This is a genomic window from Streptomyces xanthochromogenes (assembly GCF_014650455.1).
Lineage (GTDB): Bacteria > Actinomycetota > Actinomycetes > Streptomycetales > Streptomycetaceae > Streptomyces > Streptomyces xanthochromogenes.
The window spans coordinates 732,642-751,445 of record NZ_BMUZ01000002.1 but is presented as its reverse complement, the minus strand read 5'-3'; the positions used below and the strand labels follow the sequence as shown (position 1 = coordinate 751,445).

Sequence of the window (18,804 nt, the reverse complement as noted above, 5' to 3'; positions counted from 1 at the left end):
GGTGGTTCCCGCCACCCCACCCGGCGCACCCCATGACCCGAGTTGTACGGTCATGGGGTGTACCGCTTCCTGTTGTCCCGGCAGTGGGTGCTCGTCACCCTTCTGGCCCTCGCTCTCATCCCCACGATGATCGAGCTGGGTTTCTGGCAGCTGCACCGGCACGAGCACAAGGTCGCCCAGAACTCGCTGATCGCCGACAACCTGAAGGCCGAGCCGGTCCCGGTGACCGACCTCACCTCGCCCGGCCACACCGTCCCGCGCGCGGACTACTGGCGCCGGGTCACCGCGACCGGCAGCTACGACACCGCGCACGAGGTCGTCGTACGGCGCAGGACCGCGGCCGACGGGCGGGTCGGCTACCACGTGCTCACCCCGTTCGTCCTCGCCGGCGGCGGTCCCACCGTGATGGTCAACCGGGGCTGGATCGCCGACAACGGCAACCAGACGGACTTCCCGAAGATCCCCGCGCCGCCCGCCGGCAAGGTCACCGTGACCGGCCGTCTGATGGCCGACCAGACGACCGCGGCCAGCGGCATCAAGGACGTCAAGGGCCTCCCGCCCCGCCAGGTGATGCTGATCAACAGCGCCGAACAGGCCAAGGCGCTCGGCCGCACGGTGCTCGGTGGCTACATCGAACAGACCGCGCCCGAGTCGCCCGGCGACTCCCCCGAGCTGATCCCGGCCCCCGACGACAGCTCGATCGGCCCGCACATGGCGTACGCCGTCCAGTGGTGGCTGTTCTCGGCCGCGGTGCCGGTCGGCTGGTTCATCCTCGTACGGCGCGAGAAGCAGGACCGCGAGGCCGCCGCGGCCGAACCCGCCGCCGCGCCCGAGCCCGTGACCGCCGCCTAGCGGCCTGCGGCTGCCCGTCGGCCCTGGCGCCTCCGGTTGCTCGACGATCTCCCGCTACCGGGACGATCTCCGGCTGCTTAGCAATTTGTCCGACCGGGAACACGCCTTGGCGTGACCCAACGTACTCAACGCATCGAGGACTACGCCCTCATCGGCGATCTGCAGACCGCCGCCCTGGTCGGCCTCGACGGCTCCATCGACTGGCTCTGCCTGCCCCGCTTCGACTCCGCCGCGTGCTTCGCGGCGATGCTCGGCGACGAGAACAACGGCCACTGGCGGATCGCGCCGGCCGAGGCGGGCCACTCGGGCCGGTGCGACCGGCGCGCCTATCTGGATGATTCGCTCGTCCTGGAGACCTACTGGGAGACCAGCACCGGCACGGTGAAGGTCATCGACTTCATGCCGCAGCGCGACAGGGCCCCGGATGTCACCCGCATCGTGGAGGGCGTCAGCGGCACCGTCGAGATGGGCTCGGTGCTCAGGCTGCGCTTCGACTACGGCCACGTGGTGCCCTGGATGCGGCGCTCGGACGGGCACCGGGTCGCGATCGCGGGCCCGGACTCGGTGTGGCTGCGCAGCGAACCCGAGGTCAAGACGTGGGGCCAGGACATGAGCACCCGTTCCTCGTTCACGGTCCACGAGGGCGAGAAGGTCGCCTTCGTCCTCACCTGGCACCCCTCGCACGAACCCCGCCCCGACCTCATCGACCCGTACGAGGCGCTGGAGCAGTCCCTCACCGACTGGCGGGAGTGGTCCGCCCGTTGCCAGTACGAGGGGCCCTACCGGGACGCCGTGATCCGTTCCCTGATCACGCTCAAGGCGCTCACCTTCGCCCCCACCGGCGGCATCGTGGCGGCCCCCACCACCTCACTGCCCGAGGAGCTCGGCGGCATCCGCAACTGGGACTACCGGTACTGCTGGCTGCGCGACTCCACCCTCACCCTCGAAGCGCTGCTCTCGGCCGGCTACCTGGAGGAGGCCGCGCACTGGCGGAACTGGCTGCTGAGGGCCGTCGCCGGTGACCCGGCCGACCTCCAGATCATGTACGGCCTGTCCGGCGAGCGCCGCCTGCCCGAAGTCGAACTCCCTTGGCTGAAGGGCCACTTGGAGTCCGCGCCGGTACGGATCGGCAACGCGGCGGTCGAGCAGCTCCAGCTCGATGTGTACGGGGAAGTCATCGACTCGCTCTATCTGGCGCGCGAGGCGGGCCTCAAGAGCGAGACGCACGCCTGGAACCTCCAGCTGAGTCTGCTCGACTTCCTGGAGGCGCGCTGGCGCGAGCCGGACGAGGGCCTGTGGGAGGTGCGCGGGCCGCGCCGGCACTTCGTGCACTCCAAGGTGATGGCGTGGGTGGCCGCGGACCGCGCGGTGCGCACCCTGGAGTCCGACCCGGAGCTGCGCGGGGACGCCGGGCGCTGGCGCAGGATGCGCGACGCGGTGCACAAGGAGGTGTGCGAGAAGGGCTTCGACCCGGTCCGCAACACCTTCACCCAGGCGTACGGCTCCGACGAACTGGACGCGGCAACCCTCCTCATCCCCCGCGTCGGCTTCCTGCCACCGGACGATCCCCGGGTGATCGGTACGGTCGACGCGATCCACGCCGAGCTCGGCGGCAGTGGTTTCGTACGCCGCTACACAACCGACGCCACGACGGTGGACGGGCTGCCCGGCGCCGAGGGCACGTTCCTGGTGTGCTCGTTCTGGATGGCGGACGCGCTGCGTCTGACCGGCCGGGTGAAGGAGGCCCGGGAACTCTTCGAGCGGCTCCTGGCGCTCCGCAACGACGTGGGTCTGCTCGCCGAGGAGTACGACCCCGCGGCCGACCGCCAGCTCGGCAACTTCCCGCAGGCCTTCAGCCACATCGGCCTGGTCGCCACCGCCTGCGCACTGGAGCCGGGCTGTGGGGAAGAGGCAGGATAGGCAGCATGGATCTTGGACTGAAGGACCGTGTGTACGTCGTCACCGGGGCCTCGCGGGGCCTCGGCCTCGCGTCCGCCCGAGCGCTCGTCGAGGACGGCGCGAAGGCCGTCATCGCCGGCCGCGACGAGAAGACGCTGGGCGACGCCGCCGCCGAACTGGGCCCCGGTGCGCTCCCGGTGGCCTCCGACAACGCCGACCCGGAAGCGGCGGCCCGCCTGATCAACGCCGCCCGCGAGCACTTCGGGCGCTTCGACGGCGTGCTGATCAGCGTGGGTGGCCCGGCGCCGGGCTTCGTCGCGGACAACACCGACGAGCAGTGGCAGTCGGCCTTCGAGTCGGTGTTCCTCGGCGCGGTGCGCCTCGCCCGGGCGGCGGCCGAAGAGCTCGACGAGGGCGGGGTCATCGGCTTCGTCCTGTCCGGCTCCGTACACGAGCCGATCCCGGGCCTGACCATCTCCAACGGCCTGCGCCCGGGCCTCGCGGGCTTCGCCAAGTCACTGGCCGACGAGCTCGGGCCGCGCGGCATCCGCGTGGTGGGCCTGCTGCCGTCCCGCATCGACACGGACCGGGTGCGCCAGCTCGACGAGCTGTCCGGCGACGCGGAGGCAACGCGCACGGCCAACGAGGCCCGCATCCCGCTGCGGCGCTACGGCACGCCGGAGGAGTTCGGCCGCGCGGCCGCGTTCCTGCTGTCGCCGGCGGCCTCGTACCTCACGGGCGTAATGCTGCCGGTGGACGGCGGCGCCCGCCACGGCTTCTGACCCCGCCCCCGGGGCGCACCCCGCCCCGGGGCCCGCCCCAACCCCCTTACCGCAGCACCCCGTTGGTCCCGCACGCGCAGTTCCCCGCGCCCCTCAGAAGCCCGATCGCTGCCCCCTGAGCCGTCCCTGGCACTACTGGGGCGGGCCGCACCGGGCATGTCAGCCCGTCCGGCGTTTGAGGACGAGCGCCCTCAAGGCGCGAACGGGGTCTGGGGCGGAGCCCCAGCAGCGGGCCGGGAGCCGGGCCGCACCCCCGGAGGGTTGCGGGAAGGGGCGGGGTGGGGGAAGCCCCCCGGCTCACGTCACACGGTGGGCCCGGTGCTTCACCGCACGGAGACGAACCTCCGCGGGCAGCGAGGAAAGACCCGCCGAGTCCCGGGCATGCGCCAGGGACTCGGACTCCAGCCGCTCCAACGCGCCCGCGGGCTGCGCGTGCGGCTCCAGAAGAAGGGCGACCCGGGCCGCGGGCGCGGCGCGGCGCCCGGTCAGGGCGACCTGCGCCTGGGCCACCCCCTCCGCGCCCTCCGCCTCGCTCGCCAGCACGGACTCCAGCGCCCGCCCCCGCAGCAACGCGCCTTCCCCGTCCCCCGAATCCACCAGGATCTCGGCGAGCCGCGCCCGGCGCAGCTGGGCGAGCAGCCACCACAGGGCGAGCAGCACGATCAGCGCGAGGGCGGCGATGACCGCCGGCCACCACCAGCCCTGGTCGTGCCAGTGGAGGCGGCGGGACCGGCTCAGCAGGACGTCGTGCTTGGTGCCCCAGGGCCACCAGGACGGCACGTCGAGGCCGAGCCCGACGGCCAGCACCGCCCCGCCCGCGAGGAGCAGCACGAGCCCCACAAGACCCAGGACCACCCGGTTGACCGTCCTCAGCATGGCTCAGCCCTTCCGTACCGAGCGGCTCACGTGGACCGCGAGCCCGGGCGGCCTGGCAAGGCCGAGTTCCCGGATTCCCGCACCCAGCGCCGCGTCCAAGTCGGCCCGTACGTCGTCGAGTTCACGGAAGTGCGACAGGGCCCGCACCACCACGCGCCGCCGGCTCAGACGGACCCGCGCCGACTGGATGCCGGACACTTCCATCGCCCGGTCGCGCAGCACGAGCGCCGCCGCGGCCCGGTCGAGCCCGGCGCGCACGGCCGTCGAGCGGCGCCGCATCGGCAGGATGCCGCGCAGGCCGGGGGTGAGCGCGAGCACGATCAGCCAGAGGCCGAGCAGCGCGACGGCCCCGGCACCCGCGAGCACCGCCACGTCGTCGACGGCGTGCTCCGCGACCCAGTCGGCGAGCCCGGACCGCCAGCGCATGGCCGAGCGGTGGGCGCGTACGGCGGCGACGTCGTAGAGGAAGAGGCCGGACGCGGCCAGGATCAGGAGCGCGCACAGCCCCGCGGGCACCCGGCGCACCGCCCAGAAGCGCCCCGCCTTGCCGCCCTCACCCTCGGCGAGGACCGGCACGGAGTCGTAGTCGGCGGCCGAGGCCGACTGGTCGAGCCCGGGGTCGGCGGTCGCGCCGGGGCCCTGCTCGATCACGGGAAGCCGCTGGGTGCTGTGCTCGCCTTCGTACGGCCCGCTCATCGGATCCTCCCCCGGTCCCCCGGACCCTCGGCGTGCAGACGCTCGATCTGCACGGCCACCTCGGGCACCTCCATGCCCGCCAACGCCCTTACCCGCTCGGCGACTTGGCGACGCACCGCGCCGCACTGGCCGCCGAGGTCACCGGGGTAGCCGAGTTCGAGACTGACTCGTACGCGGGCGGAGTCCTGGTGGACGGTGACGGTCGCGCGGGGCGGGGCACCGCCTTCGGGGAGCCGATCGAGGGCCTCCCTGGCCGCCTGTGCGGCGATCTTCGCGACGACCCGGTCGGCGATCCGGGTGGCACCGCGCTGGGCGGGCTCGATCTGTTCGGCCACCGCCATCGGTCAGCGCCGCCGGTCGCCGCGGTCACGGGGGCGGAAGAAGTCGCCCGGTTCCAGGTCGCCGTCCACGAACCGGCCGACCACGAAGCCGATCGCACCGAGTGCTGCCACCAGCAGGAACGCCCCGAAGCCACCGAAGTATCCGGCGAAACCGAGTGCCATGCCGGCCATCAGGCCCACCACCGCCATGCTCATGCCGAACTCCTCGGTCCGATGAGTCGAGATCAGTGCCACGTCGAGATCAGTGCCACGTCGGGATCAATGCCGGTCGGCGTCGGTACCGATGGGCATCCGTACTGGTCATCGCGTACTTGTCGTCCGTGCCGGTCGGCATCCGTACCGGTCGGCATCCGTACCGGTCGGCATCCGCGCCGACCGGGATCGGTGCGTACCGCTCCGAACAGCCCGGTACCCTCCGTGCCGCTACTGGAGCCTGGACTCCGGTTCGTCGTCCTCCTCGTCGGGCAGCTTCACGTCGCTGACCGCGATGTTGACCTCGACGACCTCAAGCCCGGTCATCCGCTCCACCGCGGAGATCACGTTCTCGCGCACGTCGCGGGCGACATCGGCGATGGACACGCCGTAGTCGACGACGATTTCGAGGTCGAGCGCGGTCTGCACCTCGCCCACCTCGGCCTTCACTCCGCGCGAAACGGCGGGCTTGCCGCCGGGTACCCGGTCTCTCACCGCGCCGAACGTGCGGGACAGGCCACTGCCCATGGCGTGCACGCCGATGACGTCACGGGCCGCGAGGCCCGCGATCTTCTCGACCACGCCGTCGGCGATCGTGGTGCGGCCGCGGCCGCCCGCGTCTCCGCCGCGCTTGGTGATGGCCGTCTTCCTGGCCTGCTCGGCGGGTTCGCCGACCGAATCGTTCCCGGGTGCACCGGGCCGGTTGCGCTGTGCGCTGGTGTCGCTCATGACCGTTCGTCCCTTCGCCCTTGAACTCCATTGCCCACATTAAGTGCGCTTGCCCCGACTCGCGCCCGGGATGCGGCAGGCTGGGAGCATGACGGGTGACGCATGGAGTGCCGCGGTACGCCGCCGGCTGGGTCTGGGCCGACTGCTCGCCCTGGGCGGTCCGCAGGACGGGGCATGGATCACTGAACGGGCCGCGGTCGCGGTGCTCCGGGCCGCGGCGGCCGGGCTGCCGGGGCTCGCGCTGACGTCCCTCAGGCTGGGCCCGGCGGACCCGGACGACCGGGCGCGGCCGCTGGTTCCGGCCCCGCCGAGCGCGCTGGACCCGGTTCCGCTGCGCGTGTCGGCCGGGCTCGCGGCGCTCGGCGGGCTCCCGTTGCCGGAGCTGACGGCGGCTCTTCGGGAGGTGCTGTTCAGCACGGCGGACGAACGGCTCGGCCTGGACGTCTCGGACGTCGACCTCCAGGTGGCGGACCTGCTCGACGCGCTGCCGGAACCCCCGGATGGCGGTCCCCCGATCGGCCCAGCCGAGCCGCCCGCGACGGCGGCGGCCGCCGCCGCCCTCGCCACGCCCGGGGTAGCCCATCTGACGTCCGAGCTGGGCGCGCCGGTGCACGAGGCGGACGGCCACGTCCGCGTGGAGCTGGCGACGACGGGCCATCCCCTGGAGGTGGCCCGGGCGGTGCGCGCGGCGGTGGCCAGGGCGGTACCGGAAGCGGATTCGGTGGGCGTGCTCGTCACATGGGCCGGCCCCTAGGCCGGCCGGTTTCCGCTGCGGGACGCGGGAGCGGGGCGGGCCCACGACGAGTCCGCCCCGCGGTCACCCCAAGTCCGCCCCGGGGCCGCCCGATTCACGCCGCCCGATTCACGCAGGGGTCAGTCGGAGATGCCGGCCAGGTCGCGCAGGCGGCGGGCCTGCGCGGCGCGCTCGGCGCGGCGCTGCTCCTCGTAGTCCCGTCCTGCTGCACCCCGCAGCAGGGCCTTCGTCTCGACCACGGCGTCACGCGGCGCGGCAAGGAGCGCCCCCGCCAAGTCCCGTACGGCTGAGTCGAGTTCATCGGCGGGCACGGCGAGGTTGGCCAGGCCGATGCGCTCGGCCTCGTCGGCTCCCACGAACCGTCCCGTCGCGCAGATTTCGAGCGCGCGGGCGTATCCGACGAGCCCGACCAGCGGGTGCGTACCCGTGAGGTCGGGGACGAGTCCGAGGCTGGTCTCGCGCATGGCGAACTGCACGTCCTGCGCGACGACCCGGAGGTCGCAGGCGAGGGCGAGCTGGAAGCCGGCGCCGATCGCGTGCCCCTGGACGGCCGCGATCGACACGATGTCGTTGCGGCGCCACCAGGTGAACGCCTCCTGGTACTCGGCGATGACCCCGTCGAGCTCCTCGTCGGAGCCGCGCGCGAGGTCCAGGAAGGAGGGCTCGCCGTCGAAGCCTTCAGGGGTGAAGGCCTGGCGGTCGAGGCCGGCGGAGAAGGACTTGCCCTCGCCGCGCAGCACAACGACGCGAACGCTGCCCGGGATTGACCGTCCGGCCGTTGCCAACGCCCGCCACAGAGCGGGAGACTGGGCGTTGCGCTTGGCCGGATTGGTCAGGGTCACCGTGGCGACCGCGTCGTCGACGGAGAGCCGTACGCCGTCCTTGTCGAATACCTCATGTACGGATACGGGCGTAGCCATGGGGCGCCTCCGGGTCAGTGGCCGTCATCGAACGACCGCCTCGGCGGTCGCTAAGTGACTGCACAGTAACCACCCGGTCGACCGCACGGCCGACCGGGTGGCCACCACCGGACCCGGGGGGCCACAGATGCCGTCCGGAACGCCTCGGTCAGGCCGAGGCGGCCTTCTTGCCCCGTGTCGCTCCGCCGCGTCCACGGAGAATGACCCCGGACTCGCTGAGCATCCGGTGGACGAATCCGTAGGACCGGCCGGTTTCCTCGGCCAGCGCCCGGATGCTCGCACCGGAGTCGTACTTCTTCTTCAGGTCTGCCGCGAGCTTGTCGCGCGCGGCGCCGGTAACCCGGCTGCCCTTCTTCAGAGTCTCGGCCACCCGTGCCTCCTCATGGGAAGTGCGCTCTGGACTTCTCATGATCACCCCTCCCGGGCTTCCTGGCCACCCATTCGGCAAGGTCCGTGCAACAACCTTGGGCGCACGAGGCGTGAAAAGGCGGGCCGGAATGTCACATTCCGGCTGGCCTCGGACATATCCCGGCCCGAAAGTCGAGACGAAGCGCCAGGTCAGCGCTGTGTTCCGGGTCACACATGGGAAAAGGCCCGTCCCGCGAAGGACGGACCTTGATCCCGCGCCCGACACACCGGGGTACGAGACGCACTCACTCAGATTGAGGATCACGCGTAAGCCGAATGATCCAGAGGCAGTGGATCAACGGATGGATCATGCACCGTTGACGCCCGGGACGTCCGCCGGCGCGGCCGGTCAGGCGAGGGCGACCAGGTCCGCGTAGTCCGGGCCCCACAGGTCCTCGACGCCGTCCGGCAGCAGGATGATCCGCTCAGGCTGGAGCGCCTCGACGGCGCCCTCGTCGTGGGTGACCAGGACGACCGCGCCCTTGTAGGTACGCAGCGCGCCGAGGATCTCCTCGCGGCTCGCCGGGTCCAGGTTGTTGGTGGGCTCGTCGAGCAGCAGCACGTTGGCGGACGACACGACGAGCGTGGCGAGCGCGAGACGGGTCTTCTCGCCGCCGGACAGGACCCCGGCGGGCTTGTCGACGTCGTCGCCGGAGAACAGGAACGAGCCGAGCGTCTTGCGCACCTCGACGAGGTCGAGGTCCGGCGCGGACGAACGCATGTTCTCCAGGACCGTGCGGTCCGGGTCGAGCGTCTCGTGCTCCTGCGCGTAGTAGCCCATCTTCAGACCGTGCCCCGGGGTGACCTCGCCGGTGTCCGGCTTCTCGGCCCCGGCGAGCAGCCGGAGCAGGGTCGTCTTGCCGGCGCCGTTGAGGCCGAGGATGACGACGCGCGAGCCCTTGTCGATGGCCAGGTCCACATCGGTGAAGATCTCGAGCGAGCCGTACGACTTCGACAGACCCTCGGCGGTCAGCGGCGTCTTGCCGCAGGGCGCGGGCTCGGGGAAGCGCAGCTTGGCGACCTTGTCGGAGACGCGGACCGCCTCAAGACCGGAGAGCAGGCGTTCGGCGCGCTTGGCCATGTTCTGCGCGGCGACGGTCTTGGTGGCCTTGGCGCGCATCTTGTCGGCCTGCGAGTTGAGGGCCGCGGCCTTCTTCTCGGCGTTCTGACGCTCGCGCTTGCGGCGCTTCTCGTCCGCCTCGCGCTGCTGCTGGTAGAGCTTCCAGCCCATGTTGTAGACGTCGATGTGCGAGCGGTTGGCGTCCAGGTAGAACACCTTGTTGACGACCGTCTCGACCAGGTCGACGTCGTGGGAGATCACGATGAAGCCGCCGCGGTACGTCTTGAGGTAGTCCCGCAGCCACACGATCGAGTCGGCGTCGAGGTGGTTGGTCGGCTCGTCGAGGAGCAGGGTGTCGGCGTCCGAGAACAGGATGCGGGCGAGCTCGATGCGGCGGCGCTGGCCACCGGAGAGCGTGTGCAGCGGCTGGCCGAGCACCCGGTCGGGCAGGCCGAGCGCGGCGGCGATGGTGGCGGCCTCGGCCTCGGCGGCGTACCCGCCCTTGGTGAGGAACTCGGTCTCCAGGCGCTCGTACTTCTTCATCGCCTTCTCGCGTGTGGCGCCCTTGCCGTTCGCCATGCGGTCCTCGTTCTCGCGCATCTTGCGCAGCACCTCGTCGAGGCCGCGGGCGGAGAGGATGCGGTCGCGGGCGAGCACGTCGAGGTCGCCGGTGCGCGGGTCCTGCGGCAGATAGCCGACCTCGCCCGAGCGCGTGATGGTGCCGGCGGCCGGGATGCCCTCGCCGGCCAGGCACTTGGTGAGGGTGGTCTTGCCCGCTCCGTTGCGGCCGACCAGGCCGATGCGGTCGCCCTTGGCGACGCGGAAGGATGCGGACTCGATGAGGACTCGGGCGCCGGCGCGCAGCTCGATGCCGGTGGCGGTGATCACGGAAAGACTCCAGGCGGTGTGGACGGCGGACGGGACGTCAAGTGGCGCCGCGCGAAGCGCGTCCTTGGAAGGGCGGTGGCGGGCGACGGATGGGCGCGGAGGTCGACGCCGCCTAATGCACAAGGAGAATTGCCATGGGGCCAATTCTAACTGGGCCGCGCAACCACAATTCCGCCGCGGTCCACGGGCCCCTCACCTGGGAGGTCGTTGCCCAGCGGGGTGCGCCCCGGGGTGATCTTCCCGAGGCCGTCGACGGCGGCCAGTTCCCGGCTCCAGGAGTCCCCGTCCCGGCAGGGCTGTGCGAGCAGCAGCACCCCGGCCCGGTGCGCGGTGCGCGCCGGGTCGAAGGCGCAGCCCTTCTTCGCGGGCAGCAGCCAGCGCAGGTCGCCGTCGGCGGCGCGGAAGGCGCTGACGCGGTCGGGAGTGACGACGGCGAGCATGCGGCCGCCCGCGTCGAGCGGCTGGAGCACCCCGGCGGCGCGGTCGCCCCGCCCGGCCAGCCAGGCGTCGAGGCCGGGCACCGCCCGGTGCCAGCGGACCCGGCGCGGGCCGGTGTCGGTGACCATGCCGTCGCTCCACAGGGCGAAGGCGTGGCCGGGCGCGCGGTACAGGGCGAGCGGCCGGCTGCCGCGTCTGCCGTACGTCCAGCGCCGGGCGCCGGTGTCGCTGTCGTACGCCTCGACGGCCGCGCCGCGCAGGCGCACCGAGGCCGGGGCTGAGGCGGGTGCGGCGAAGCGGGCGAAGTGGTCGCCGTACCGGGTCCGGTCGGCGTGCTGGGCCGCGGTGACCAGCGGGAGAGCGAGTACGGCGGCGACGGCGGTCAGCGCGAGACGGGTCCGGTCCATGACGCGCCGAGCGTATCGGCCGACGTAACAAAACGGGCGTAGCGCAATGAACCGATTGATACTCGGGGTGACTTTGCCGATACTCGGGGTCACCTTGAGCGGGCCGCTCCCTGTCGGCCCGGGCGGAACAGAGGGTGGTGGGGCCATGCAGTTCGACGACGACGCCGATCTGGACACGTCCGAGGTCAAGGATGTGCGCAGCAGCCGGATTCCGGGCGGGCGGGCCACCGTCGGCGGCGGCATCGTCGGCGTCATCGCGCTGCTCCTCGGCCTGTTCTTCGGGGTGGGCCCCGAGCAGCTCGGCCTCTCCTCGGGCGACACCACACCGGGCGCGGCCTCGTCGTCGCAGGCGCAGGTGAACCAGAGCTGTCGCACCGGCTCGGACGCCAACACCAAGGAGGACTGCCGGATCGTCGCGGTGGTCAACAGCGTGCAGGACTACTGGAGCCAGGAGTTCCCTCGGCGCGGCGGCAGGTACTCCCCCGCCTCGACGGTCTTCTTCACCGGTCGCGTCAACACCGCCTGCGGGACGGCCACTTCGGCGGTCGGGCCCTTCTACTGCCCGGGCGACCGGCAGGTCTACCTCGACCTCGGGTTCTTCAACGAGCTGCGCACCAAGTTCGGCTCCAGCGGCGGCCCCTTCGCGCAGGCCTACGTGGTGGCGCACGAGTACGGCCACCACATCCAGAACCTGATGGGCACCCTGCAGAAGTCGCAGGACGGGCGGCAGGGTGCCGGCAGCAACGCAGTGAAGGTGGAGCTGCAGGCCGACTGCTACGCCGGGGTGTGGGCGCACCACGCGACGACGACCCCGGACAAGGCGACCGGGCGGCCGCTCATCTCGAAGCTCACCGACCAGGACATCAAGGACGGCCTCGACGCGGCGGCCGCGGTCGGCGACGACCGGATCCAGGAGAAGTTCCAGGGCAGGGTCACCCCGGAGACCTGGACGCACGGCTCGGCGCAGCAGCGCCAGCAGTGGTTCTACACCGGCTACCAGACCGGTGACATGGCCCGCTGCAACACCTTCGCGTCCCGCTGAGTAGGCGCGCCGCGGCGCGCTGCCGGGCCGGGTGCGCCCTGAGCGCAGGGTGCGCTGTCAGTGCCGGGTGCGACACTGAGATCCAGGTCACAGTCAGCGGCTCGGCCCGGGGGCGGCCCGGAAGGAGTGATCGGCATGAGCATGTATCCGACGGTCCTGTACGACGATGCGAAGGCGGCGATCCGCCGGCTGGAGGACGCCTTCGGCTTCACCGAGGTGTGCGTCTACGAGGACGAGCACGGCAGCGTGACGCATGCCGAACTGTCCTACGGCACGGGTCTGGTGATGGTCGGCTCCAAGGGGCGCGAGGGCGTCTTCGCCGAGGCCATGGCGGAGAGCGGCCCGGTGGGGGTCTACGTCGTGGTCGGCGATGTGGACGCGCACCACGCCCGCGCCGCCGAGCAGGGCATGGAGATCCTCATGGCGCCCGCGGACCAGGACTACGGCTCGCGGAACTACACGGCGCGGGACGCCGAGGGCAACGTGTGGAGCTTCGGCACCTATGCGCCCGGCGGCGGGGAATGACCGGCTGAGGCGCCTGACGCCTCAACAGGCGCTCCGCGGACGGGAGTCGACGCCGTAGGACGTCCCGCCCCGGGGCGGGCGGGGCGGTCGCTACGCGCGTCGCTACACGGACCCGGTGTGGACCTGGAAGGCCGCACGGCGGACCGCCTTGGCCAGGGCCGGGTCGGGGTGGGCCGCGGCCAGGGCCACCAGGACCTGGACCGTGCGCGGATGCCCGACCGCCCGCACCTCGTCGAGCAGCGCCGGGACCGTGCCCTGCACCGCCGAGTCGAGGTGGCGCACCAGGAGTTCGCTCTCGCCGTGGTCGGCCACGGCGGCGGCCGTGTCGACCCACAGCCAGGTCGACTCCTCCCGGGTGAGCACGCCGAGCACGTCCTCGGGGTCGCCGCCGTCGTACTCGGCGAGCCAGAGCAGCGCATAGGGGCGCAGACACGTTTCCGACGTGGCGGCGCGCACTCCGGCCTCGGCGGGCGATCCCACGACCCGCAGCGCCTCGAAGGCGAGCCCGCGCAGCAGCGCGTCGTCGCCCCGGGCCACGTCGAGGAGTTCGGTGACGGCACTGCCGACGGTGCGCGCGGCGGTCCACGCGCGGTACTCGGCGCGCGCGGGGCCGGGGGTGAGGCCCGCGCAGCCGCGCAACATGTCCTCGGCGGGCTGCTCGATGTTGCCGGCCGGGCTCTGCGCGGCGACGCAGATCTGCTCCAGCTTGACCCAGACCGCCCAGTTGCCGAGCGGCGTCAAGGTCGCCTGGTCCTCGCCGAGGACGAGCGCGCCGACGGCGGCGAGCCCGGCCAGGGCCCAGTCCAGGAGGTGCGGCAGCAGGGGCGGCAGCGAGACGGGGTCGGTCGTGGGCCCGTAGGGCACCTCACAGCGCTCCTCGCGCAGCTCGGCCACCCGCTGTTCGAGCAGGTCGAGCAGGGCCGGCACGAGGACCGGCCCGTTGGAGAGCTGGAGGAGGGAGAGCACCTGGGGGACGGCCTCGACGACCTCGGCGACCGCGGTGGGGGCGATGTCGTCGGGGGCGGGGTGGACGAGGGACCACGCGTCGAACAGGGCGACCCAGCCGCGCAGCACGGCCGCGTCGTCGCGGTCCCAGGCGCGCAGCCGCCAGCCGGGCCGCACCGTGGCGCCGTGCAGTTCGACGAGCCCCGCGAGCCGGGCCCGGTCCCAGCCGGCCCGCACCTGAGCGGGCGTCAGGCCCAGTGCGGCGGCCGCCCGCTCGGTGACCGGCACGGGCAGCGGCCCGGGCCGGCCGGGGCCGGGGGCGGCACCGCGGGCGCGCTCGGCGTCGGTCCAGCGGGCGACGCGCACGGCGTCGGCGAGCACCGCCCTGGCCTGGCGGGCCAGTTCGGCCGCGGCCGGGGTGCCCGCGGGCGGCCGCGGGGCCGGCCGGGTACGCCGGTCGGTCGCGGCCCTGCGGGCGGCGGCAAGGGGTCGGGCTTGCATCGGGTGCGGAGCGCGGACAAGCCGCAGTCTGGAGTCGCGCGGCAACTTCTCTTCAGGCTTCCGGGACGTCACGCATGCAGTCTTCCCGGTCACTGCCCGAAAGCCCAAACGGAACCGGCCGCCGAAGATGCGCCAGGGACGCCCGGGGCGGCCGGGGATCGGGGTGCCGCTCCCCCGCAGAGCGGGGCCCGCCCTCCGTCGGAGCGGGCAACCGGAATCGGCCGGGCCCGGCCGGAGCGGGCGGCCGGGACCGACGGGCGGCCGGGAGCCGCCCCGCGGGACGAACACGGCCCGGTGACCGTCCGAATGCGCAAGCGGAATCCGCTCCACCCCATCGCGAGACCTGACGGCCTGTCACATGAGCGGGGTGAGGAAGCGGCGCAGGGTTTCTTCGTAGCCGGCCGGGTCCGCGTTCCACATCGAGGCGTGCGGGGCGCCCGGGACCGGGTGCAGGGTGATCAGTTCCGGCCGCCGGTCGGCCAGTTCGCGCGAGGGGCCCCAGGGGGCGAGGGTGTCGTCCGGGCCGTGGAAGAGCAGGGTCGGCACCCGCAGCGCCCTGGGGTCGACGGCTTCCCGGAGGCGGTCGCCGTGGATGCCGGTACGGCCCTGGGCCGCCCGGACCGCGAGCGGCAGCAGGGGCCCCGGGGTGCGATGGGCGGAGGCGAGGGCCCTGAGCGTGAACTCCCAGTCCAGGACCGGGGAGTCGAGCACGATCCCGGCGATCCGCTCGCGCAGCGCGGAGCGGGTGGCGGCATGCAGGGCCATCGTGGCGCCGGTGGACCAGCCGTGCAGGATGACGCGCCGGGCCCCGGAGCGCAGGGCGTGGCGGATCGCGGCGTCCAGGTCGCGCCACTCGGAGTCCCCGAGGTGGCCGAGCCCGTCCGGCGAACGGGGCGCGCCCTCGTCGCCGCGGTAGGCGGGGACGAGGACCGGCAGGCGCTGGCCGCGCAGGAACTCCATGATGTTGAGGGCGTGCTCGCGGGTGGTGCCGAGCCCGTGCACGGCGATCACCCAGGTGGAGCGCTCGCCGGTCACCAACCAGGCGGGCAGTGGCCCGAGTTCGGCCGGGATCTCGACGTCCCGGTGCTGGATGCCGAGGGCGGTGTTCGGGGTGCCCCGGTGCGTCTGCGGGGTGAGCCGCAGCCGGTCCCCCGGCGTGAGGGCGCCGTGGGTGACCCGCTCCAGGCGGCGCACCACCGTGTCCGCGGTGTGCGGGGCGTCGTCGAGGACGGGGCCGACCACGGCGTGGACGCCGTCGCCCGTGAGGCCGTAGGTGCCCGGCCGCAGCGCGGCGAGCGAACGGGTCAGGGTGACCCGGCCGGGCGCCAGGGCGTGCACGGTCAGCGGGGGGTCGGTGGGCAGCGGGGTGCCCGGCGCCGCCTTGAGCGCGGCGTCGCTGGCGATGCGTCCGGCGACGACCGCTGCCGCCCCGACGCCGAGGAGTGTGGTGACGGCCGCTGCCGTCTTCGTTGCGGGGCGCACGCGTTCAGTCTCGGGGCGGGGCGACCGGGATGCCAGTGGGCATGGCCCATCGGGGCGGCGGGCCGGGGCTCCCGGGGCCCCGCCGCGGGACGGGACCGCTACGGCTGTCCGTAGCCGCGGAGCTTCTCGCCCACCTCGTCGAGCTGGCCCCGGGTGAGCAGCGAGGGGGTGCGGCCGGGCAGTGCGGCGGCCGTGAGCCACACCCGGCACATCCACTCCAGCTGGGCGGTGCGGTCGTAGGCCTGGGCCAGGGAGGTGCCGTGGGCGACGGTTCCGTGATTCTGCAGCAGGCATCCGGTGCGGCCGTCCAGGGCGCGCAGCATGTTCCCGGCCAACTCCTCGCTGCCGTACAGGGCGTACGGGGCGACCCGGACCGGGCCGCCGAGCGCGGCCGCCATGTAGTGGATCAGCGGCAGCTCGGTGACCAGGGTGGAGACGGCCGTGGCGTGCACCGCGTGGGTGTGGACGACGGCCCGGGCGTCGGTGCTCCGGTACACGGCGAGGTGCATCGGGATCTCGCTGGTGGGGCGCAGGGTGCCGAGGACCTGGCGGCCGTCGAGGTCGACGGCGACCGTGTCGGCGGGGCCGAGCCGGTCGTAGGGCACGCCGGTGGGGGTGACCAGGATCAGCTCGCCGACGCGTACCGACACATTGCCGGATGTGCCGACGACCAGTCCCTCCGCGGCAGTTCGCCGTGCGGTGTCGATCAGTTCGGCCCAAGCCGCGGCCGTCGCCGCCTCGTCGTCGCTCATGCGGGCGATCCTGCCAGCCGGAGGCGGCCGGACGGCGGATCGGGCGGTGATCTTGGACTAGCCTCTGGGTGCTTTGTTCCGTACACCGGATTTTCTGGGGAATGCATGGCTAGCGGCCGTAATCCACTGCTTCGTCGGGTCCGGTCACGGGCCGCGCTCACGGCCTCCCTGGCCGCCCTGGTCCTCGGCTGCACGGCGCTCGCCGCCCAGCCGGGAGCCGCGGCCGAGACCCGGCCCGCCGGCCACGACGTCTCCTCGCACCAGGGGCGCGTCGACTGGGCGGCGGCCAGGAGCCGGGGCGCCTCCTTCGTCTATGTGAAGGCGACCGAGGGGACGTCGTACCGCAACCCCTACTTCGGGCAGCAGTACGACGGCGCGCGGAAGGCGGGACTGGTCCGGGGCGCCTACCACTTCGCGGTTCCCGGCCAGTCCTCGGGCCGGGACCAGGCCGACTACTTCGTGGGCAACGGCGGCGGCTGGTCGGGCGACGGCTGGACGCTGCCGCCCGCGGTGGACCTGGAGCACAATCCCTACTCCAAGGACGTCAAGGACACCAAGGGCGGCAGCAGTGCCAGGTGCTACGGCCTGAGCCCGGCCGCGATGACCGAGTGGATCGCGGGCTTCAGCGACGAGGTGCGGGCGCGCACCGGCCGCCGGCCGGTGATCTACACGACCGCGGCCTGGTGGAACGACTGCACCGGCCGCAGCCGCGCCTTCGGCCCGACCCACGCCCTGTGGCTGGCCCGGTACGCCACCACCCCGGGCGCACTGCCCGCGGGCTGGTCGTACTGGACGCTCTGGCAGTACGCGAACGGCAGCGGGAACCTGCCGGGTGACCAGAATCTCTTCAATGGGACTTTTGCGCAGTTGAAGCGGTTCGCGGCCGGGCGCTGAACGGGCCCCGGTCGCCGACGAGGAGCGAGAAGCGGCCACGGTCACCGCTGCGCCCGCCCCAGTTCACCTTCCGTTCACTCAGGTTACTTACGTTCGTCCCGCCACTGACGTCGAACGATTGCCTGGGTAAATGGAACACATCACGCTGCTGCTCGCGATTGTGGTCGTGACAGCTCTCGTGTTCGATTTCACGAACGGTTTCCATGACACCGCCAACGCGATGGCCACCACCATCTCGACCGGCGCCCTGAAGCCCAAGACGGCGGTCGCCATGTCCGCCGCGCTCAACCTGGTCGGCGCGTTCCTGTCAGTGGAGGTCGCCAAGACGATCTCCGGCGGGATCATCGACGAAAAGGGCATCAGAACCGAGGTCATCTTCGCGGCCCTGGTCGGTGCCATCCTCTGGAACCTCCTGACCTGGCTGCTCGGGCTGCCCTCCAGCTCTTCGCACGCCCTGTTCGGCGGCCTCATCGGTGCCGCGGTCATGTCGGCCGGCTGGGGCTCGGTCAACGGCTCCACCGTCGTCACCAAGGTGCTGCTCCCCGCCGTCGCCGCCCCGATCGTCGCGGGTCTCGCCGCGATGCTGGCCACCAGGCTCACGTACCGGATCAATCGGAACGCCGACCCGAAGGCCACCGCGAAGGGCTACCGGGCCGGCCAGATCGCCTCGGCCGGTCTCGTCTCGCTCGCCCACGGCACCAACGACGCCCAGAAGACGATGGGCATCATCACCCTCGCCCTGGTCACCGGCGGTGTCCTGCACCCGGGCGCGAACCCCCCGCTGTGGGTCATCGTCTCGGCCGGTCTGGCCATCGCGATGGGCACCTACCTCGGCGGCTGGCGCATCATCCGCACCATGGGCAAGGGCCTGACCGAGCTGCGCCCGCCGCAGGGCTTCGCCGCCCAGACCGGTGCCGCCACCGTCATCCTGGCCTCCTCGCACATCGGCTTCTCGCTCTCCACCACCCAGGTCTGCTCCGGCTCCGTCATGGGCGCGGGCCTCGGCCGCAAGGGCGGGGTGGTCCGCTGGTCCACCGCGAGCCGCATGGCCGTCGCCTGGATCCTGACGCTTCCGGCGGCAGGACTGGTCGGCGCGGGCGCGGAGTTCCTCACCAAGCAGGGCACCTGGGGCATCGCCGCCGTCGCGATCCTCCTGATCGCCGGCTCGGGCGTCATCTGGAAGCTGTCGCGCCGCCAGCCGGTCGACCACCACAACGTCACCGCCGACGCGATCGACGAGACGCCCGTGGCCGAGCCCGCCGGTGTCATCACCACCGCGATCGCCGCCGTCACCCCGCCCCCGACCGGCCTCGCCGCGGCGGCCGCCGACCTCAAGGCCACGATCCAGTCCCCGGCCCCGGTGGCCCCCGTCGACCCGCCCACCCCGGCGACGGTCTGACCCCGCTGCTCCGGCTCAGCTA

General features: G+C 72.9%; 20 protein-coding genes. 8 read left to right on the top strand and 12 right to left on the bottom strand.

The features are described from left to right. The first annotated feature begins 57 nt into the window (after positions 1–57). The 3 genes from IE267_RS07210 (at position 58) to IE267_RS07200 (ending at position 3,533) form a co-directional block, all read left to right on the top strand. Positions 58–852 (top strand): SURF1 family cytochrome oxidase biogenesis protein, encoded by a 795-nt coding sequence (locus tag IE267_RS07210; RefSeq protein ID WP_189762456.1) that lies wholly within the window; start codon positions 58–60, stop codon positions 850–852. Positions 853–963: 111 nt separating this feature from the next. After that, positions 964–2,772, top strand: a complete 1,809-nt coding sequence (locus IE267_RS07205) for a glycoside hydrolase family 15 protein (protein WP_189762455.1) — start codon at positions 964–966, stop codon at positions 2,770–2,772. A 5-nt stretch (positions 2,773–2,777) separates the two neighbouring features. Then, on the top strand, positions 2,778–3,533 hold the full coding sequence (locus IE267_RS07200; protein ID WP_189762454.1) for an SDR family oxidoreductase: 756 nt from the start codon (positions 2,778–2,780) through the stop codon (positions 3,531–3,533). 297 nt (positions 3,534–3,830) lie between these two features. On the opposite strand, the gene amaP is transcribed toward IE267_RS07200, so the two are convergent. The 5 genes from amaP to IE267_RS07175 all read right to left on the bottom strand — a co-directional run bounded on the left by amaP (position 3,831) and on the right by IE267_RS07175 (position 6,367). Beyond that, positions 3,831–4,409: an alkaline shock response membrane anchor protein AmaP gene (amaP, locus tag IE267_RS07195; RefSeq protein WP_189762453.1), complete on the bottom strand. Its 579-nt coding sequence runs from the start codon at positions 4,407–4,409 to the stop codon at positions 3,831–3,833. Between the two features lie 3 nt (positions 4,410–4,412). Beyond that, positions 4,413–5,105, bottom strand: a complete 693-nt coding sequence (locus IE267_RS07190; protein WP_167154171.1) for a DUF6286 domain-containing protein — start codon at positions 5,103–5,105, stop codon at positions 4,413–4,415. Beyond that, positions 5,102–5,446 (bottom strand): iron-sulfur cluster assembly protein, encoded by a 345-nt coding sequence (locus IE267_RS07185; RefSeq protein ID WP_161250457.1) that lies wholly within the window; start codon positions 5,444–5,446, stop codon positions 5,102–5,104. Before IE267_RS07185 ends, IE267_RS07190 begins: the two co-directional genes overlap by 4 nt. A 3-nt stretch (positions 5,447–5,449) precedes the next feature. Beyond that, positions 5,450–5,641, bottom strand: a complete 192-nt coding sequence (locus IE267_RS07180; RefSeq protein ID WP_100574682.1) for a hypothetical protein — start codon at positions 5,639–5,641, stop codon at positions 5,450–5,452. A 228-nt stretch (positions 5,642–5,869) separates the two neighbouring features. Then, complete coding sequence (locus tag IE267_RS07175) at positions 5,870–6,367, bottom strand: Asp23/Gls24 family envelope stress response protein (RefSeq protein ID WP_161250455.1); 498 nt, start codon at positions 6,365–6,367, stop codon at positions 5,870–5,872. A gap of 88 nt (positions 6,368–6,455) precedes the next feature. On the opposite strand from IE267_RS07175, the gene IE267_RS07170 reads away from it, so the two are divergent. Next, positions 6,456–7,121 (top strand): hypothetical protein, encoded by a 666-nt coding sequence (locus IE267_RS07170; RefSeq protein ID WP_167154169.1) that lies wholly within the window; start codon positions 6,456–6,458, stop codon positions 7,119–7,121. A 119-nt stretch (positions 7,122–7,240) separates the two neighbouring features. Here IE267_RS07170 and IE267_RS07165 read toward each other — a convergent pair whose 3' ends face one another. From IE267_RS07165 to IE267_RS07150, 4 genes are all read right to left on the bottom strand, one after another. Further along, positions 7,241–8,041 carry an enoyl-CoA hydratase/isomerase family protein gene (locus IE267_RS07165; protein ID WP_167154167.1) on the bottom strand — a complete coding sequence of 267 codons (801 nt, stop codon included), beginning with the start codon at positions 8,039–8,041 and terminating at the stop codon, positions 7,241–7,243. A 148-nt stretch (positions 8,042–8,189) separates the two neighbouring features. After that, on the bottom strand, positions 8,190–8,411 hold the full coding sequence (locus IE267_RS07160) for a helix-turn-helix domain-containing protein (protein ID WP_030163146.1): 222 nt from the start codon (positions 8,409–8,411) through the stop codon (positions 8,190–8,192). Positions 8,412–8,798: 387 nt separating this feature from the next. Next, positions 8,799–10,397, bottom strand: coding sequence for an ABC-F family ATP-binding cassette domain-containing protein (locus IE267_RS07155; RefSeq protein WP_100574354.1), 1,599 nt, complete (start codon positions 10,395–10,397; stop codon positions 8,799–8,801). A 146-nt stretch (positions 10,398–10,543) separates the two neighbouring features. Next, positions 10,544–11,242, bottom strand: coding sequence for a hypothetical protein (locus IE267_RS07150; protein ID WP_167154165.1), 699 nt, complete (start codon positions 11,240–11,242; stop codon positions 10,544–10,546). Positions 11,243–11,387: 145 nt separating this feature from the next. Between IE267_RS07150 and ypfJ the strand changes: the two genes are divergently transcribed. Both ypfJ and IE267_RS07140 read left to right on the top strand, forming a co-directional pair. Further along, the gene (gene ypfJ / locus IE267_RS07145) at positions 11,388–12,284 is read left to right on the top strand and encodes a KPN_02809 family neutral zinc metallopeptidase (RefSeq protein ID WP_167154163.1); all 897 of its coding nucleotides are present in this window, start codon (positions 11,388–11,390) and stop codon (positions 12,282–12,284) included. Between the two features lie 135 nt (positions 12,285–12,419). Next, positions 12,420–12,809, top strand: a complete 390-nt coding sequence (locus IE267_RS07140) for a VOC family protein (protein WP_167154161.1) — start codon at positions 12,420–12,422, stop codon at positions 12,807–12,809. Positions 12,810–12,911: 102 nt separating this feature from the next. On the opposite strand, the gene IE267_RS07135 is transcribed toward IE267_RS07140, so the two are convergent. The 3 genes from IE267_RS07135 to IE267_RS07125 all read right to left on the bottom strand — a co-directional run bounded on the left by IE267_RS07135 (position 12,912) and on the right by IE267_RS07125 (position 16,489). Continuing rightward, complete coding sequence (locus IE267_RS07135) at positions 12,912–14,255, bottom strand: hypothetical protein (protein ID WP_167154159.1); 1,344 nt, start codon at positions 14,253–14,255, stop codon at positions 12,912–12,914. A gap of 354 nt (positions 14,256–14,609) precedes the next feature. Continuing rightward, a complete protein-coding gene (locus IE267_RS07130) occupies positions 14,610–15,737 on the bottom strand; it encodes an alpha/beta hydrolase (RefSeq protein WP_189762452.1) in 1,128 nt (375 codons plus the stop codon). Between the two features lie 98 nt (positions 15,738–15,835). Then, on the bottom strand, positions 15,836–16,489 hold the full coding sequence (locus tag IE267_RS07125; RefSeq protein WP_167154155.1) for a class II aldolase/adducin family protein: 654 nt from the start codon (positions 16,487–16,489) through the stop codon (positions 15,836–15,838). Between the two features lie 105 nt (positions 16,490–16,594). On the opposite strand from IE267_RS07125, the gene IE267_RS07120 reads away from it, so the two are divergent. Both IE267_RS07120 and IE267_RS07115 read left to right on the top strand, forming a co-directional pair. Then, positions 16,595–17,383, top strand: coding sequence for a GH25 family lysozyme (locus IE267_RS07120; protein WP_167154153.1), 789 nt, complete (start codon positions 16,595–16,597; stop codon positions 17,381–17,383). A gap of 130 nt (positions 17,384–17,513) precedes the next feature. Further along, positions 17,514–18,782 carry an inorganic phosphate transporter gene (locus tag IE267_RS07115; protein ID WP_189762451.1) on the top strand — a complete coding sequence of 423 codons (1,269 nt, stop codon included), beginning with the start codon at positions 17,514–17,516 and terminating at the stop codon, positions 18,780–18,782. Positions 18,783–18,804: the final 22 nt, after the last annotated feature.

Coding starts and splice junctions, on each gene's coding strand:
- IE267_RS07120 (WP_167154153.1), top strand. CDS start 16,595: ATGGCTAGCGGCCGTAATCCACTGCTTCGTCGGGTCCGGTCACGGGCC.
- IE267_RS07115 (WP_189762451.1), top strand. CDS start 17,514: ATGGAACACATCACGCTGCTGCTCGCGATTGTGGTCGTGACAGCTCTC.
- IE267_RS07150 (WP_167154165.1), bottom strand. CDS start 11,242: ATGGACCGGACCCGTCTCGCGCTGACCGCCGTCGCCGCCGTACTCGCT.
- IE267_RS07190 (WP_167154171.1), bottom strand. CDS start 5,105: ATGAGCGGGCCGTACGAAGGCGAGCACAGCACCCAGCGGCTTCCCGTG.
- ypfJ (WP_167154163.1), top strand. CDS start 11,388: ATGCAGTTCGACGACGACGCCGATCTGGACACGTCCGAGGTCAAGGAT.
- IE267_RS07175 (WP_161250455.1), bottom strand. CDS start 6,367: ATGAGCGACACCAGCGCACAGCGCAACCGGCCCGGTGCACCCGGGAAC.
- IE267_RS07185 (WP_161250457.1), bottom strand. CDS start 5,446: ATGGCGGTGGCCGAACAGATCGAGCCCGCCCAGCGCGGTGCCACCCGG.
- IE267_RS07180 (WP_100574682.1), bottom strand. CDS start 5,641: ATGAGCATGGCGGTGGTGGGCCTGATGGCCGGCATGGCACTCGGTTTC.
- IE267_RS07165 (WP_167154167.1), bottom strand. CDS start 8,041: ATGGCTACGCCCGTATCCGTACATGAGGTATTCGACAAGGACGGCGTA.
- amaP (WP_189762453.1), bottom strand. CDS start 4,409: ATGCTGAGGACGGTCAACCGGGTGGTCCTGGGTCTTGTGGGGCTCGTG.
- IE267_RS07125 (WP_167154155.1), bottom strand. CDS start 16,489: ATGAGCGACGACGAGGCGGCGACGGCCGCGGCTTGGGCCGAACTGATC.
- IE267_RS07135 (WP_167154159.1), bottom strand. CDS start 14,255: ATGCAAGCCCGACCCCTTGCCGCCGCCCGCAGGGCCGCGACCGACCGG.
- IE267_RS07170 (WP_167154169.1), top strand. CDS start 6,456: ATGACGGGTGACGCATGGAGTGCCGCGGTACGCCGCCGGCTGGGTCTG.
- IE267_RS07200 (WP_189762454.1), top strand. CDS start 2,778: ATGGATCTTGGACTGAAGGACCGTGTGTACGTCGTCACCGGGGCCTCG.
- IE267_RS07140 (WP_167154161.1), top strand. CDS start 12,420: ATGAGCATGTATCCGACGGTCCTGTACGACGATGCGAAGGCGGCGATC.